Annotated in this window: 13 protein-coding genes; 11 read left to right on the forward strand and 2 right to left on the reverse strand. The window is 69.6% G+C overall.

Annotated features, from left to right (window positions below; translation table 11 throughout):
- The first annotated feature begins 47 nt into the window (after nucleotides 1–47).
- From secD to OG897_RS13945, 4 genes are all read left to right on the forward strand, one after another.
- Nucleotides 48–1,847: a protein translocase subunit SecD gene (gene secD, locus OG897_RS13930; RefSeq protein ID WP_266656224.1), complete on the forward strand. Its 1,800-nt coding sequence runs from the start codon at nucleotides 48–50 to the stop codon at nucleotides 1,845–1,847.
- 1 nt (nucleotide 1,848) lies between these two features.
- Entirely contained in the window at nucleotides 1,849–2,934 is a 1,086-nt protein-coding gene (secF, locus tag OG897_RS13935) for a protein translocase subunit SecF (protein WP_266656226.1), read from the forward strand.
- Nucleotides 2,931–3,479, forward strand: a complete 549-nt coding sequence (locus OG897_RS13940) for an adenine phosphoribosyltransferase (protein WP_266656228.1) — start codon at nucleotides 2,931–2,933, stop codon at nucleotides 3,477–3,479. The genes secF and OG897_RS13940 overlap by 4 nt, the downstream gene beginning before the upstream one ends.
- Nucleotides 3,480–3,685: 206 nt before the next feature.
- A complete protein-coding gene (locus tag OG897_RS13945; RefSeq protein WP_266656230.1) occupies nucleotides 3,686–6,154 on the forward strand; it encodes a bifunctional (p)ppGpp synthetase/guanosine-3',5'-bis(diphosphate) 3'-pyrophosphohydrolase in 2,469 nt (822 codons plus the stop codon).
- Between the two features lie 70 nt (nucleotides 6,155–6,224).
- Here OG897_RS13945 and OG897_RS13950 read toward each other — a convergent pair whose 3' ends face one another.
- Entirely contained in the window at nucleotides 6,225–7,454 is a 1,230-nt protein-coding gene (locus OG897_RS13950) for a DUF349 domain-containing protein (RefSeq protein ID WP_266656232.1), read from the reverse strand.
- Between the two features lie 180 nt (nucleotides 7,455–7,634).
- Nucleotides 7,635–8,447, reverse strand: a complete 813-nt coding sequence (locus tag OG897_RS13955; RefSeq protein ID WP_266656234.1) for a peptidylprolyl isomerase — start codon at nucleotides 8,445–8,447, stop codon at nucleotides 7,635–7,637.
- A gap of 167 nt (nucleotides 8,448–8,614) precedes the next feature.
- Here OG897_RS13955 and OG897_RS13960 point away from each other — a divergent pair, with 167 nt between their 5' ends.
- From OG897_RS13960 to rpsD, 7 genes are all read left to right on the forward strand, one after another.
- Nucleotides 8,615–9,310 carry an MBL fold metallo-hydrolase gene (locus tag OG897_RS13960; RefSeq protein ID WP_266656236.1) on the forward strand — a complete coding sequence of 232 codons (696 nt, stop codon included), beginning with the start codon at nucleotides 8,615–8,617 and terminating at the stop codon, nucleotides 9,308–9,310.
- Between the two features lie 10 nt (nucleotides 9,311–9,320).
- Nucleotides 9,321–10,583, forward strand: coding sequence for a histidine--tRNA ligase (hisS, locus tag OG897_RS13965; protein ID WP_266656238.1), 1,263 nt, complete (start codon nucleotides 9,321–9,323; stop codon nucleotides 10,581–10,583).
- 207 nt (nucleotides 10,584–10,790) lie between these two features.
- Complete coding sequence (locus tag OG897_RS13970; protein ID WP_266656240.1) at nucleotides 10,791–11,201, forward strand: hypothetical protein; 411 nt, start codon at nucleotides 10,791–10,793, stop codon at nucleotides 11,199–11,201.
- A 122-nt stretch (nucleotides 11,202–11,323) separates the two neighbouring features.
- Nucleotides 11,324–11,983 (forward strand): vitamin K epoxide reductase family protein, encoded by a 660-nt coding sequence (locus OG897_RS13975; protein ID WP_266656242.1) that lies wholly within the window; start codon nucleotides 11,324–11,326, stop codon nucleotides 11,981–11,983.
- Nucleotides 11,984–12,032: 49 nt separating this feature from the next.
- On the forward strand, nucleotides 12,033–13,385 hold the full coding sequence (locus OG897_RS13980; RefSeq protein WP_266656244.1) for a replication-associated recombination protein A: 1,353 nt from the start codon (nucleotides 12,033–12,035) through the stop codon (nucleotides 13,383–13,385).
- A gap of 43 nt (nucleotides 13,386–13,428) precedes the next feature.
- Nucleotides 13,429–14,112 carry an HNH endonuclease family protein gene (locus tag OG897_RS13985; protein ID WP_266656246.1) on the forward strand — a complete coding sequence of 228 codons (684 nt, stop codon included), beginning with the start codon at nucleotides 13,429–13,431 and terminating at the stop codon, nucleotides 14,110–14,112.
- A gap of 333 nt (nucleotides 14,113–14,445) precedes the next feature.
- Nucleotides 14,446–15,060 carry a 30S ribosomal protein S4 gene (gene rpsD, locus OG897_RS13990; protein WP_185030621.1) on the forward strand — a complete coding sequence of 205 codons (615 nt, stop codon included), beginning with the start codon at nucleotides 14,446–14,448 and terminating at the stop codon, nucleotides 15,058–15,060.
- Nucleotides 15,061–15,255 lie beyond the last annotated feature (195 nt).

Genomic DNA, 15,255 nt, shown 5'->3' on the forward strand with positions numbered 1-15,255 from the left:
TCGACGCACATTCCCGCGCGTGCGGTTGGACAGGGAGAAACGAGAAGGTGGCAGCACCGAAGAAGGGCCGCAAGGTCTCGGGGGCCCCGGGCAGGCCGGGGCGCGCCCTGGCTCTGATCACGATCGTCATCCTCGCCCTCGCGGGCGGGATGTTCGCGTCCGGGCACACCACCCCCCGCCTTGGCATCGACCTTGCCGGCGGTACGAGCATCACGCTCAAGGCGCAGAACGAGCCGGGCCAGCCCAACGCGATCAACAAGACGAACATGGACACCGCCGTCGCCATCATGGAGCGGCGCGTCAACGGCATGGGTGTCTCCGAGTCCGAGGTGCAGACCCAGGGCACGGACAACATCATCGTCAACATCCCCAAGGGCACGAACTCCAAGCAGGCCCGCGAGCAGGTCGGCACCACCGCCAAGCTCTACTTCCGGCAGGTACTGGCCCAGACGCAGGGCACGCCGTTGCCCGACCCCGGCAAGACCCCGAAGCCGGACCCGACGTCCACGAAGAAGCCGGACGCCGCCAAGGACCCGAAGGACAAGGACGGCAAGGACGGCAAGGACGGCAAGGACAAGAACTCCACGCCGACCCCCGACCCGGCCAAGACCTCGCAGGGCCGCGCCGTCACCGACGCCCTGAAGGCGCCGACGCCCCCTCCGACGCCCGGCGCCTCCAAGACCCCGGACCCGAAGCAGACGCCGCCCGCCCCGGACCCGGCCACCGAGAAGCTCCAGAAGGCGTTCGCGGCCCTCGACTGCACCAAGCCCGACCAGCGTGAGAAGGCGGGCGACGGCATCAAGCCGAGCGAGCCGACGATCGCCTGCGGCAAGAGCATCACCGGCAAGGTCTGGGACGGGAAGAGCTGGGACAAGTTCGTCCTCGGCCCCGCCGAGCTCGAAGGCACCGACGTCAAGAAGGCATCCGGCACGTTCGACACCCAGCGCGCGCTGTGGAAGGTCGACATGGAGTTCACCAAGGAGGGCTCCGACAAGTTCGCGAAGACGACCGCGAAGCTGATGAAGCTCCAGCAGCCGATGAACCAGTTCGGCATCGTCCTCGACGGCAACGTCGTCTCGGCACCCTCGGTCAGCACGGTCCTCAGCGGCAACGCCGAGATCACCGGCAGCTTCAACCAGGAGTCCGCGCAGGAGCTCGGCAACATCCTGTCGTACGGCTCCCTGCCGCTGACCTTCAAGGAACAGGCCACCACCACGGTCACCCCGGCCCTCGGCAGCGACCAGCTGAAGGCCGGTCTCATCGCCGGTGCCATCGGTCTCGCGCTCGTCGTGATCTACCTGGTCGTGTACTACCGCGGCCTCTCCTTCGTGGCGCTCCTGAGCCTCCTGGTCTCCGGCATCCTGACGTACACGATCATGACCCTGCTCGGCCCGGCCATCAACTTCGCGCTGAACCTCCCGGCCGTCTGTGGTGCCATCGTCGCCATCGGCATCACCGCCGACTCGTTCATCGTGTACTTCGAACGGATCCGGGACGAGATCCGCGACGGCCGCACCCTGCGCCCCGCCGTGGAGCGGGCCTGGCCGCGCGCCCGGCGCACCATCCTGGTGTCCGACTTCGTGTCGCTGCTGTCCGCCGTGGTGCTGTACGCCGTCACCGTCGGCAAGGTGCAGGGCTTCGCGTTCACGCTCGGCCTGACCACCCTGCTCGACGTCGTCGTGGTGTTCCTCTTCACCAAGCCGCTGATGACACTGCTCGCCTCGAAGACCAAGTTCTTCGGCAACGGCCACAAGTGGTCCGGCCTCGACCCGAAGCGGCTCGGCGTGCAGCCCCCGCTGCGCCGCTCCCGCCGTGTCTCCGTTTCCACCGAACCGAAGGAGGCGTGAGATGTCGCGACTCGGCAACATCGGCGCCAGGCTGTACCGAGGCGAGGTCGGTTACGACTTCGTCGGGAAGCGGATGATCTACTACGGGATCTCCGTCCTGATCACCGTCATCGCCATCGCGGGCCTCGGGTTCAAGGGCCTCAACATGGGCATCGAGTTCCAGGGCGGCGCGCTCTTCACCACGCCGGCCACCTCGGTCTCCGTGGAGCACGCGAAGGAGGTCGCCGAAAAGGTCTCCGGCCACGACGCGATCGTCCAGAAGCTCGGCAACGACACCCTGCGCATCCAGGTCGGCGGCCTCGACACCACGAGTGCCACCCCGGTCACCGAGAAGCTCGCCCAGGAACTCAAGGTCCCGGCAGAGAAGATCAACACCGACCTGGTCGGCCCCAGCTGGGGCGAGGACATCGCCAACAAGGCATGGACCGGTCTCGCGGTCTTCATGGTCCTGGTGGTGATCTATCTGGCCATCGCCTTCGAGTGGCGGATGGCCGTCGCCGCGCTCGTCGCCCTCATCCACGACCTCACGATCACCGTGGGCGTCTACGCCCTGGTGGGCTTCGAGGTCACCCCGGGCACCGTGATCGGTCTGCTGACCATCCTCGGTTACTCCCTCTACGACACCGTCGTCGTCTTCGACGGTCTCAAGGAGGGCGCGAAGGACATCACCAAGCAGACCCGCTTCACCTACAGCGAGATCGCCAACCGCAGCCTCAACGGCACCCTGGTGCGTTCCATCAACACCACGGTCGTCGCGCTGCTGCCGGTCGCCGGACTGCTGTTCATCGGTGGCGGTGTGCTGGGCGCGGGCATGCTCAACGACATCTCGCTGTCGCTGTTCGTCGGCCTCGCGGCCGGTGCCTACTCCTCGATCTTCATCGCCACTCCGCTGGTCGCCGACCTGAAGGAGCGCGAGCCGCAGATGAAGGCCCTGAAGAAGCGCATCCTCGCCAAGCGGGCCTCCGAGGCGAAGAACGCCGCCGACGGTGACGCACCGCAGGACGGCGACGCCGTTCCCGCCGCTGCCGCCCCCGTCGTCGGCCAGCGTCCGAGCCGCAGCCGCCCCGCCCAGGGGAAGCGCCGATGACGAACACCGACACCACCCGCGAGCTGCTCCTGAGCCGCATCCGGGACGTGCAGGACTACCCGAAGCCCGGCGTCGTCTTCAAGGACATCACGCCGCTGCTCGCCGACCCGGCGGCCTTCACGGCCCTCACCGACGCCCTCGCGGAGCTGTGCGTGAAGCACGGCGCCACGAAGATCGTCGGCCTGGAGGCACGCGGCTTCATCCTGGCCGCCCCGGTCGCGGTCCGCGCGGGCATCGGGTTCATCCCGGTCCGCAAGGCGGGCAAGCTGCCCGGTGCGACGCTCTCGCAGGCGTACGAGCTGGAGTACGGCACCGCCGAGATCGAGGTGCACGCCGAGGACCTGGCCGCGGGTGACCGCGTCATCGTCATCGACGACGTCCTCGCCACCGGCGGCACCGCGGGCGCGGCCCTGGAGCTGATCCGGCGGGCCGGGGCCGAGGTCGCCGGAGTCGCCGTCCTCATGGAGATCGGCTTCCTGGGCGGCCGGGCCAAGCTGGAGCCCGTGCTGCACGGGGCCCCGCTGGACGCCCTGATCGCGATCTGAGAGGCGTACGACACCGAGTGAGGCGGGTCCCGGGGCAACCCGGGGCCCGCCTTTCCCGTCCCTTGACTCCTGTGACTCCTGGCCCAGGAAGAACGGGCGGCCAAGGGTCGATACCATGGGCGTTCCGGACCCGACCGGGAGAGAACCTGAACCGGGCCGCCCCACGCAGGGGAGCCCCGCAGCCCAGGCCCGTACGAGGAGCGCCCTTGCCTGACGAGGCCCAGCCAGTCGCCACCCCGCAGCCGGACAAGGCCGCGGCGGGCGGCACGCCCCCGAAGCCGCCGGTCGACAAGCCCAAGCCGCCCGTGGCCCCGGAGCGCGCCAACGGCCCCGCCCCGGCCCCCGCCGTACGCCCGGCGACCCCCACGGGCCCCACGGCCCGCACGGGAGGCTCCTCGAACCGCGTGCGCGCCCGGCTCGCCCGCCTCGGCGTACAGCGCCAGTCCCCGTACAACCCGGTCCTGGAGCCGCTGCTGCGGATAGTGCGCAGCAACGACCCCAAGATCGAGACGGCGACGCTGCGCCAGATCGAGACGGCCTACCAGGTCGCCGAGCGCTGGCACCGGGGCCAGAAGCGCAAGAGCGGCGACCCGTACATCACGCACCCGCTCGCCGTGACGACGATCCTCGCCGAGCTGGGCATGGACCCGGCGACGCTGATGGCCGGGCTGCTGCACGACACCGTCGAGGACACCGAGTACGGGCTCGACACCCTGCGCCGGGACTTCGGCGACCAGGTCGCACTGCTCGTCGACGGCGTCACCAAGCTCGACAAGGTCAAGTTCGGCGAGGCCGCGCAGGCCGAGACCGTACGCAAGATGGTCGTGGCGATGGCCAAGGACCCGCGCGTCCTGGTGATCAAGCTCGCCGACCGCCTGCACAACATGCGCACCATGCGCTATCTCAAGCGCGAGAAGCAGGAGAAGAAGGCGCGCGAGACCCTGGAGATCTACGCGCCGCTCGCCCACCGCTTGGGCATGAACACGATCAAGTGGGAGCTGGAGGACCTCGCCTTCGCGATCCTCTACCCCAAGATGTACGACGAGATCGTGCGGCTGGTCGCCGAGCGCGCGCCCAAGCGTGACGAGTACCTGGCCATAGTGACCGACGAGGTGCAGAGCGACCTGCGGGCCGCACGCATCAAGGCGACCGTCACCGGGCGGCCGAAGCACTACTACAGCGTCTACCAGAAGATGATCGTGCGGGGCCGGGACTTCGCGGAGATCTACGACCTGGTGGGCATTCGTGTCCTTGTCGACACGGTGCGGGACTGCTACGCGGCCCTGGGCACCGTGCACGCGCGCTGGAACCCGGTTCCGGGGCGCTTCAAGGACTACATCGCGATGCCCAAGTTCAACATGTACCAGTCGCTGCACACGACGGTCATCGGGCCCAGCGGCAAGCCGGTCGAGCTCCAGATCCGCACCTTCGACATGCACCGCCGCGCCGAGTACGGCATCGCCGCGCACTGGAAGTACAAGCAGGAGGCCGTCGCCGGAGCCTCCAAGGTCCGCACCGACGTGCCCCGGCACAAGGACGACGCCGTCAACGACATGGCGTGGCTGCGGCAGCTCCTGGACTGGCAGAAGGAGACCGAAGACCCCAGCGAGTTCCTGGAGTCCCTGCGCTTCGACCTGTCCCGCAACGAGGTCTTCGTCTTCACGCCCAAGGGCGACGTCATCGCGCTCCCGGCGGGCGCCACCCCGGTCGACTTCTCGTACGCGGTGCACACCGAGGTCGGGCACCGGACCATAGGAGCGCGGGTCAACGGGCGGCTCGTACCGCTCGAATCGACCCTGGACAACGGCGACCTGGTCGAGGTCTTCACCTCGAAGGCGGACGGCGCGGGACCCTCCCGCGACTGGCTCGGCTTCGTGAAGTCGCCGCGCGCCCGCAACAAGATCCGTGCCTGGTTCTCCAAGGAGCGCCGCGACGAGGCCATCGAGCAGGGCAAGGACGCCATCGCGCGCGCCATGCGCAAGCAGAACCTGCCGATCCAGCGCATCCTGACCGGCGACTCGCTGGTCACCCTCGCGCACGAGATGCGCTACCCGGACATCTCCTCGCTGTACGCGGCGATCGGCGAGAGCCACGTCACCGCGCAGTCCGTGGTGCAGAAGCTGGTGCAGGCGCTCGGCGGGGAGGACGCCGCCAACGAGGACATCGCGGAGAGCTCGCCGCCCTCGCACGGCCGGGGCAAGCGCCGCTCCAGCGCCGACCCGGGCGTGGTCGTCAAGGGCGTCGACGACGTGTGGGTCAAGCTGGCGCGCTGCTGCACACCGGTCCCGGGTGACCCGATCATCGGCTTCGTGACGCGCGGCAGCGGAGTCTCCGTCCACCGCGCGGACTGCGTGAACGTCGACTCGCTGTCCCAGCAGCCCGAGCGGATCCTCGAAGTCGAGTGGGCACCCACCCAGTCGTCGGTCTTCCTGGTCGCCATCCAGGTCGAGGCCCTCGACCGGTCCCGGCTGCTCTCGGACGTCACCCGCGTCCTGTCCGACCAGCACGTCAACATCCTGTCGGCGGCCGTCCAGACGTCCCGCGACCGGGTGGCCACCTCGCGCTTCACCTTCGAGATGGGCGACCCCAAGCACCTGGGGCACGTGCTGAAGGCGGTCAGGGGAGTGGAGGGCGTGTACGACGTGTACCGCGTGACGTCGGCGCGCAGGCCGTAGCAGCCGATACGAGGAAGGGGCCCCCGGCGCGATGCCGGGGGCCCCTTCCTCGTACGGGCGGTGGAACTGCTCAGCCGCCGAACTCCTCCAGGCCCTTCATGGCCTGGTCGAGCAGGGCCTGACGGCCCTCCAGCTCACGCGCCAGCTTGTCGGCCTTGGCGTTGTTGCCGGACGAGCGGGCCGCGTCGATCTGCTTCTGGAGCTTCTCGACGGCGTCCTGGAGCTGACCGGTCAGGCCCGCGGCACGCGCACGCGCCTCCGGGTTGGTCCGCTTCCACTCGTTCTCCTCGGACTCCTGGAGAACGCGCTCGACGGCCTGCATCCGCCCCTCGACCTTCGGACGGGCGTCGCGCGGCACGTGGCCGATGGCCTCCCAGCGCTCGTTCAGGGCCCGGAACGCGGCACGCGCGCTCTTCAGGTCCTTCACCGGCACCAGCTTCTCGGCCTCGGTGGCGAGCTCCTCCTTGAGCTTGAGGTTCTCGCCCTGCTCCGCGTCCCGTTCGGCGAAGGTCTCGCCGCGCGCCGCGAAGAAGACGTCCTGGGCGCCGCGGAAGCGGTTCCACAGGTCGTCCTCGAACTCGCGCTGGGCGCGGCCCGCCGCCTTCCACTCCGTCATCAGGTCGCGGTAGCGCGCCGCCGTGCCGCCCCAGTCCGTCGACTTCGACAGCGACTCGGCCTCGGCGACCAGCTTCTCCTTGGCCTTGCGGGCCTCCTCGCGCTGCGCGTCCAGCGCGGCGAAGTGTGCCTTGCGACGCTTGGAGAACGCCGAGCGGGCGTGCGAGAAGCGGTGCCACAGCTCGTCGTCCGCCTTGCGGTCCAGCCGGGGGAGACCCTTCCAGATGTCCACCAGGGCCCGCAGCCGCTCGCCCGCGGACCGCCACTGGTCGCTCTGCGCCAGCTCCTCGGCCTCGGCGACCAGCTTCTCCTTGGCGCCCTTCGCCTCGTCGGCCTGCTTGGCCTTCTCGGCCTTGCGCTCCTCGCGGCGCGCCTCGACCGTCGTGACGAGTGCGTCGAGCCGCTTGGCCAGCGCCTCCAGGTCGCCCACCGCGTGATGCTCGTCGACCTGCGTCCGCAGGTGGTCGATCGCGGTCTGGGCGTCCTTCGCCGACAGGTCGGTGGTCTTCACCCGGCGTTCGAGGAGCCCGATCTCGACGACCAGGCCCTCGTACTTGCGCTCGAAGTAGGCCAGGGCCTCCTCCGGAGAGCCCGCCTGCCAGGAACCGACGACCTTCTCGCCCTCGGCCGTACGCACGTACACGGTGCCCGTCTCGTCGACACGGCCCCACGGGTCGCTGCTCACAGCGCCTCCTCCACATGATGTCCGCAAGGGCGCACGGCCCCCGGGCATCGTCCACGGTTTTTCAACGTCCACAGTCTGATCGCGGGGCCGAAGACGCCCTGCACACCGCCAACATAGGCGACTCGCAGGGCGGCTGTCCGCATCCCGCACATCTGGGTTTGGCCGACTGCCCGCAGGGGGCTACTTGCTGACGGTCGCCTTGTCGATGACCACGGTGGCGTTCGGTGCCCCGTCTCCGGTCCCGGCCGACTCACCCGCACCAGCGATCTTCTCCAGCACGTCCTGACCCCCCTTGACGGTGCCGAAGGGCGTGTAGTTGGGCGCCAGCTGGCTGTCCTTGTAGACGAGGAAGAACTGGCTTCCGCCCGTGTTCGGGCCCGAGTTGGCCATCGCGACCGTGCCTGCCGGGTAGGTGCCGCCCTTGACCTTCGGGTCCTGGAGGTTCTCATCGGGCAGTTTGTAGCCCGGGTTCCCCTTGCCGCCCGCCGTCGGGTCGCCGCACTGCAGGACGTAGATGCCCTGGGTGGTGAGGCGGTGGCACTTCGTGTGGTCGAAGTAGCCCTTGTTCGCGAGGAAGTTGAAGGAGTTGACCGTGCGCGGGGCGTTCTTCGCGTCCAGGTCGAGGTCGATCTCGCCGCAGGTGGTGGCCAGCTTCATCTTGTACGTCGCCGACTTGTCGATGTCGAGCTTCGGCTCCTTGGGGAAGGAGAGCTTGGCTATCTCCCCCGGGGCGGCCTTCTTGCACGGATCGGCGGGCTTCTTCTTGGGCGCCGGGGCGTCCGCGACGTTGGACCCGTCGTCCTTTGCCTTGTCCTTGCCGTCGAAGACGCCCGTGGCGAACGCCGTCGCCCCGGCCGCGACGACCACGGCCACCGCCGCGGAGATGACGGCGGTGCGCCGCTTGGCCCTGCGCCGCCTCTCGGCACGCCGCTGCTGCTGGCGCTCGAACTTCTCCCTGGCGAGCTGCCGCCGCCGCTGATCGCTGGTGACCACCGGATGTTCTCCTCGTACGTGTCGTCGTATGTCGGACATGCGTCCGATCGGCCCGAGCTTGCCCGTACCGTATACGGGTTACCTGTGGGACGAGGAGCGCCGGTAGGCTCTGACCTGTTGCAAATCCGTACTTCCATCCCCGCTGGACGACCACGAAGAGGACGATCGTGCTTATTGCCGGGTTCCCCGCCGGGGCCTGGGGGACCAACTGCTACCTGGTCGCCCCCGCCGCAGGCGAGGAGTGCGTCATCATCGACCCCGGCCACCAGGCCACGCAGGGTGTCGAGGAGACGCTGAAGAAGCATCGGCTGAAGCCCGTCGCCGTCGTGCTCACCCACGGCCACATCGACCACGTCGCCTCCGTCGTCCCCGTGTGTGGCGCGAAGAACGTGCCCGCCTGGATCCACCCCGAGGACCGCTTCATGATGAGCGACCCGGAGAAGGCCCTCGGCCGCTCCCTGGGCGCGCAGCTCATGGGCGAGCTGACCGTGGGGGAGCCGGACGACGTCAAGGAGCTGTACGACGGCGCCGAGCTGAAGCTCGCCGGTCTGGACCTGTCCGTGTCGCACGCGCCCGGCCATACGAAGGGGTCGGTGACCTTCGGGCTCCCCGAGGCGGCGGACATTCCGCCCATTCTCTTCTCGGGTGACCTGCTGTTCGCCGGCTCCGTCGGACGCACCGACTTTCCCGGCGGCTCCCACGCCGATCTCCTGAAGTCGCTGGCCCGTGTGTGCCTGCCGCTTGAGGACTCGACCGTGGTGCTGTCCGGGCACGGCCCCCAGACGACCATCGGCCAGGAGCGCGCGACCAACCCGTACCTGCGGGGACTGGACGACGCGCCCGCCCCTCGACGAGGAATGTGAACCCCCTCCCGTGAGCACCTTCAAGGCCCCCAAGGGCACGTACGACCTGCTTCCGCCTGTCTCCGCCACGTATCTCGCCGTGCGCGACGCCATCGCCGCGCCGCTGAAGAACTCCGGCTACGGCTACATCGAGACCCCCGGCTTCGAGAACGTCGAACTGTTCGCGCGCGGCGTCGGCGAGTCCACCGACATCGTGACCAAGGAGATGTACACCCTCACCACGAAGGGCGGCGACGAGCTCGCCCTGCGTCCCGAGGGCACCGCCTCCGTGCTGCGCGCCGCCCTGGAGGCCAACCTCCACAAGGTCGGCAACCTGCCCGTCAAGCTCTGGTACTCCGGCTCGTACTACCGCTACGAGCGTCCGCAGAAGGGCCGCTACCGCCACTTCTCCCAGGTCGGCGCCGAGGCCATCGGTGCCGAGGACCCGGCGCTCGACGCCGAGATGATCATCCTGGCGGACCAGGCATACCGCTCGCTCGGCCTGCGGAACTTCCGCATCCTGCTGAACTCGCTCGGCGACAAGGAGTGCCGCCCCGTCTACCGGGAGGCCCTCCAGTCGTTCCTGCGCGGCCTGGACCTCGACGAGGAGACCGTCCGCCGGGCCGAGATCAATCCGCTGCGCGTCCTCGACGACAAGCGCCCGGACGTGCAGAAGCAGCTCGTCGGCGCGCCGGTCCTGCGCGACTACCTGTGCGACGGCTGCAAGGCGTACCACGAGGAGGTACGGGCGCTGATCACGGCAGCCGGAGTCGTCTTCGAGGACGACGAGAAGCTGGTGCGCGGCCTGGACTACTACACGCGCACCACCTTCGAGTTCGTCCACGACGGTCTCGGCTCGCAGTCCGCGGTGGGCGGCGGCGGCCGTTACGACGGCCTGTCCGAGATGATCGGCGGCCCCGCGCTGCCGTCCGTCGGCTGGGCGCTCGGCGTCGACCGCACGGTCCTGGCGCTGGAGGCCGAGGGCGTCGTCCTCGACATCCCGGCGGCGACGTCCGTGTACGCGGTGCCGCTCGGCGAGGAGGCCCGCCGGGTGCTGTTCGCCAAGGTCGTCGAGCTGCGGAAGGCGGGGGTCGCGACCGACTTCTCCTTCACGGGGCGCGGTCTGAAGTCGGCCATGAAGAACGCCCACCGCACGGGCGCCCGCTACGTGATCATCGCGGGCGAGCGCGACCTCGCCGAGGGCCAGGTCCAGATCAAGGACATGGAGTCCGGCGAGCAGGAGCCCGCCGCCCTGGACACGGTCGTCGCGGAACTCCAGCGCCGCCTGGGCTGAGTCGGTCTCCCGAAGGGGCCCGGAATCGCTGATTCCGGGCCCCTTCTCCGTTCCACCGTGGCGTACGTGCCGAACCCGGCGCGCAGATCCCGCCGGAACGCCCTCCGCGACCAGCCCGTACATGGCCTGCGAGCGCCCTTCACGGCCCCGGAGCCCGGGGCTAACGTCGAAGGCCAGGTATCCGCATACGCCCCGTTGGGGGGAACGATGCTCCAGACACGTGAGTTGTTCGACAGCCTGGCCTCCCGGACCGACCACCTCGACCCGCAGCTCCTCGCCACGACCGCCGACGCCCTCTTGGAGTGCGAACAGGCGGTCACCGCCTGCGCGACCGGAATGCTCGCGGAGAAGGAGAACGACGAACTCCGCCTCGCCATCAACCGCGACCTGGACTGCGCCGACGTGGTGGCCGCCACCCGGCGGGTGCTGACGCGCGGGACGGACGCGGATCACGCGCTGCTGAACGTACAGCTGGAAGCGAGTGCCGTCGCCTGCGAGCTGAGTTACGAGCTGTGCAGCCAGCACGCGCGGCACCACGAGCACTGCCGCATCTCCGCCCAGGCCACCCAGCACGCCATGACCGCGTGCCGCGAGCTACTCCAGGTGCTGCGGCCCTAGAAACACGCCCCCGGCGCACGCCCCCCGGAGTGCTTCCTTATCCCCGCCCGACGGCGTCCGTCGCCCCCCGTGCGGCAGAATGAGGCTGCCCAGCAAGGCCACGGCAACGACGGAACGGCGATATGACGACGACAGAGGTTGACGACGTGTCAGAGGGCGCGTCGGAGGGCGCGTCCGTGGAGACGGACGAGCGGGACGGCACCGGCCTCATCGGTGCCGGCAAGTCCCTCGCCTGGATGCTGATCATCACCGGGGCGGCCGGACTGCTCGCCGCCTGGGTGATCACCATCGACAAGTTCAAGCTGCTGGAGGACCCGGACTTCGTCCCCGGGTGCAGCCTCAACCCCGTCGTCGCCTGCGGCAACATCATGAAGAGCGACCAGGCCGCCTTCTTCGGGTTCCCCAACCCGATGCTCGGCCTCGTCACGTACGGCATGGTCGTCGCCATCGGCGTCGCCCTGCTCGCCGGGGCCCGCTACAAGCGCTGGTACTGGCTCGGGCTCAACGCAGGAACGCTCTTCGGCGTCGTCTTCTGCACCTACCTCCAGTACCAGTCGCTGTACACGATCCGCTCGCTGTGCCTGTGGTGCTGCCTGGCCTGGGTCGCCACGATCTTCCTGTTCTGGTACGTCACGGTCCACAACCTCAAGCACCGCATCCTCCCGGCCCCGCGCGCCCTGCGCAACGGCCTGGTGGAGTTCCACTGGGTGGTTCCGGTGCTGTGGATCGGGGTCATCGGCATCCTGATCCTCACCAACTGGTGGAGCTTCTGGACCAGCTGAGACCTCTGTGCCGACGGCTTTGTCAGAGGGCTGATCTAGGCTTCTGAGCGTGGAGCCCGATCTCTTTACCGCAGCAGCAGAAGAACGCCAGGCGAGCGACCCGTCCAGCAGCCCCCTGGCCGTCCGGATGCGCCCGCGCACCCTCGACGAGGTCTTCGGACAGAAGCACCTCCTGAAGCCGGGATCGCCGCTGCGCCGTCTCGTCGGGGAAGGCGGCGGCGGTCCCGCGGGGGCGTCGTCCGTGATCCTCTGGGGGCCGCCCGGCATCGGAAAGACGACCCTCGCGTACGTCGTCAGCCAGGCCACCCAGAAGCGGTTCGTCGAACTCTCCGCGATCACCGCGGGCGTGAAGGAGGTCCGGGCCGTCATCGAGGGCGCCCGCCGCGCCTCCGGCGGCTACGGCAAGGAGACCGTCCTCTTCCTCGACGAGATCCACCGCTTCAGCAAGGCCCAGCAGGACTCCCTGCTGCCCGCCGTGGAGAACCGCTGGGTCACCCTCATCGCGGCCACCACCGAGAACCCGTACTTCTCGATCATCTCGCCGCTGCTGTCCCGCTCCCTGCTCCTCACCCTCGAATCCCTCACCGACGAGGACCTGCGCGGCCTGCTGCACCGGGCCCTCACCGAGGAGCGCGGCCTCGGCGGCGCGGTCACCCTGCCGAAGGACGCCGAGGACCACATCCTGCGCATCGCGGGCGGCGACGCCCGCCGCGCCCTGACCGCCCTGGAAGCGGCGGCCGGAGCGGCGATCTCCAAGGGCGAGCCGGAGATCACGCTCGAAACGGTCGAGGAGGCCGTCGACCGGGCAGCCGTCCGCTACGACCGCGACGGCGACCAGCACTACGACGTCGCCAGCGCCCTCATCAAGTCCATCCGCGGATCGGATGTGGACGCAGCCCTGCACTACCTGGCCCGCATGATCGAGGCGGGCGAGGACCCCCGCTTCATCGCGCGGCGCCTGATGATCTCCGCCAGTGAGGACATCGGCCTCGCCGACCCCACCGCCCTGCCCACGGCGGTCGCCGCCGCCCAGGCCGTCGCCATGATCGGCTTCCCCGAGGCGGCCCTGACCCTCAGCCACGCCACCATCGCGCTCGCGCTGGCCCCCAAGTCCAACGCCGCGACCCTCGCCATCCAGGCCGCCCAGGCAGACGTACGCAACGGCCTGGCCGGGGCCGTCCCGGCGCACCTGCGCGACGGGCACTACAAGGGCGCGGCCAAGCTCGGCCACGCCCAGGGGTACGTCTACCCGCACGACGTCCCCGGGGGCATCGCCGCCCAGCAGTACGCCCCGGACGAGATCAAGGACAAGGAGTACTACCGCCCCACCCGGTACGGGGCCGAGGCACGGTACGCGGACGTGGTGGAGAAGGTACGGGAGAGGCTGAACGGGAAGGGGTGACAGAAGCAGGCGCCGGCGCACCCACGCGGTTACGCTCCGGAGCATGGCCCGAGGACTGCCGGTTCTGCTGCTCTGCCCCCTCCTGCTGACCGGCTGCCACCAGGCCGGGACCCCGCCCGAGCGGCCCTCGCCCGTGCCGCTCACCCGCCACGGCTTCCCGCCGGACGCCGACCGCGCCCGCCGCGAGCTGGCCGGGCTCACCGTCGCCCGGGGCAAGAAGGGGGAGACGTACCGGCGAGCCGAGTTCGGCGAGACCTGGTCCGACGACACCGACGCCCTGGGCGGGCGCAACGGCTGCGACACCCGCGACGACGTCCTCCACCGGGACCTGACCGTGATCGAGCAGGGCGACCCGGACGCCTGCGTCCCGCTGTCCGGCGTGCTCCACGACCCGTACACCGGCAGGGAACTGCCTTACTCCTACCGCCGCGCCTCACAGATCCAGACCGACCACGTCGTCCCGCTCGGCGCGGCCTGGCGGGCGGGAGCGTGGGCATGGACCCCCCAGAAGCGGCTGACGTACGCCAACGACCTCGACGTGCTGCTCGCCGTGGACAAGCGGGCGAACTACGAGAAGAGCAGCAAGACCCCCGACAAGTGGAAACCGCGGCGTGAGTACTGGTGCGCGTACGCGCGCCGCTGGACCGGCATCAAGACCGCGTACGCGCTGACGGTGACCCCGCCCGAGAAGGGCGCGCTGTACGAGATGCTCGGGACCTGCCCCTGACCGGCCCGGTCCGCACCATCGCGCGGGACCCCGTACAATCGACCGAAGCGCTGCGTCCCGTGTCCGGTCCCGTACCGGCATCACCAGAACGGGACATGCAGCCGGAACCCCCCTCGGGGAGTGTTCCAGGAGCGTCGCGCACCGTTGAAGGTGTCGCGGGCAGCCCATCATCCCGGGGAAACCCACGGATCGGTGGGCCACTCGCGTGCTGCACATAGTGCCCAGACCAGGGAGCGGCTGCCCGTCCAGCGATGGAGGGGTTTCCCAGGCTGCGGATGCGACCTCCCTTAACCCTGGTGAAGCCGTTTTCCACACAGATAGAGAGGTTGGTTCGTGCCGAACCAGTCCCGCCCCAAGGTCAAGAAGAGCCGCGCGCTCGGCATTGCGCTGACGCCGAAGGCCGTCAAGTACTTCGAGTCGCGCCCCTACCCGCCGGGCGAGCACGGCCGTGGCCGCAAGCAGAACTCGGACTACAAGGTCCGTCTGCTGGAGAAGCAGCGTCTGCGCGCCCAGTACGACATCAGCGAGCGCCAGATGGCGCGCGCCTACGACCGCGCCAAGAAGGCCGAAGGCAAGACGGGCGAGGCGCTGGTCGTCGAGCTTGAGCGTCGCCTCGACGCCCTGGTCCTGCGTTCGGGCATCGCCCGCACCATCTACCAGGCCCGCCAGATGGTCGTGCACGGTCACATCGAGGTCAACGGCGGCAAGGTCGACAAGCCGTCGTTCCGCGTCCGTCCCGACGACGTCGTGATGGTCCGCGAGCGCAGCCGCGAGAAGGTCCCGTTCCAGGTCGCCCGCGAGGGTGGCTACGACACGGACGGCGAGACCCCGCGCTACCTCCAGGTGAACCTGAAGGCCCTGGCCTTCCGCCTGGACCGCGACCCGAACCGCAAGGAAATCCCGGTCATCTGCGACGAGCAGCTGGTCGTCGAGTACTACGCCCGCTGATTCGGCGCAGCACTTACGCACTCGCGTGCACTGCCCGTCGTCTTCCCGCTCCCTCACCGGAGCGGGGAGCGGCGGGTTTGCGCGTTGTGGGGGCGCGGCGCAGGACGCGCCACGAGGCGCGGTGCGGCACCCGCGATATGCGGTACGGGCCGCCCGCCCCGGCGCGATAGGCTCGCGGAACGACTTTCCGTACGC

Origin of the sequence: Streptomyces sp. NBC_00237, from assembly GCF_026342435.1 — a bacterium.
In the GTDB taxonomy this organism is placed as follows: Bacteria; Actinomycetota; Actinomycetes; order Streptomycetales; family Streptomycetaceae; genus Streptomyces.

What these genes read in the sequence shown, in the direction of transcription:
- OG897_RS13970 (WP_266656240.1), top strand. Translation starts at nt 10,791, where the DNA reads ATGCTCCAGACACGTGAGTTGTTCGACAGCCTGGCCTCCCGGACCGAC.
- secF (WP_266656226.1), top strand. Translation starts at nt 1,849, where the DNA reads ATGTCGCGACTCGGCAACATCGGCGCCAGGCTGTACCGAGGCGAGGTC.
- OG897_RS13940 (WP_266656228.1), top strand. Translation starts at nt 2,931, where the DNA reads ATGACGAACACCGACACCACCCGCGAGCTGCTCCTGAGCCGCATCCGG.
- OG897_RS13985 (WP_266656246.1), top strand. Translation starts at nt 13,429, where the DNA reads ATGGCCCGAGGACTGCCGGTTCTGCTGCTCTGCCCCCTCCTGCTGACC.
- OG897_RS13975 (WP_266656242.1), top strand. Translation starts at nt 11,324, where the DNA reads ATGACGACGACAGAGGTTGACGACGTGTCAGAGGGCGCGTCGGAGGGC.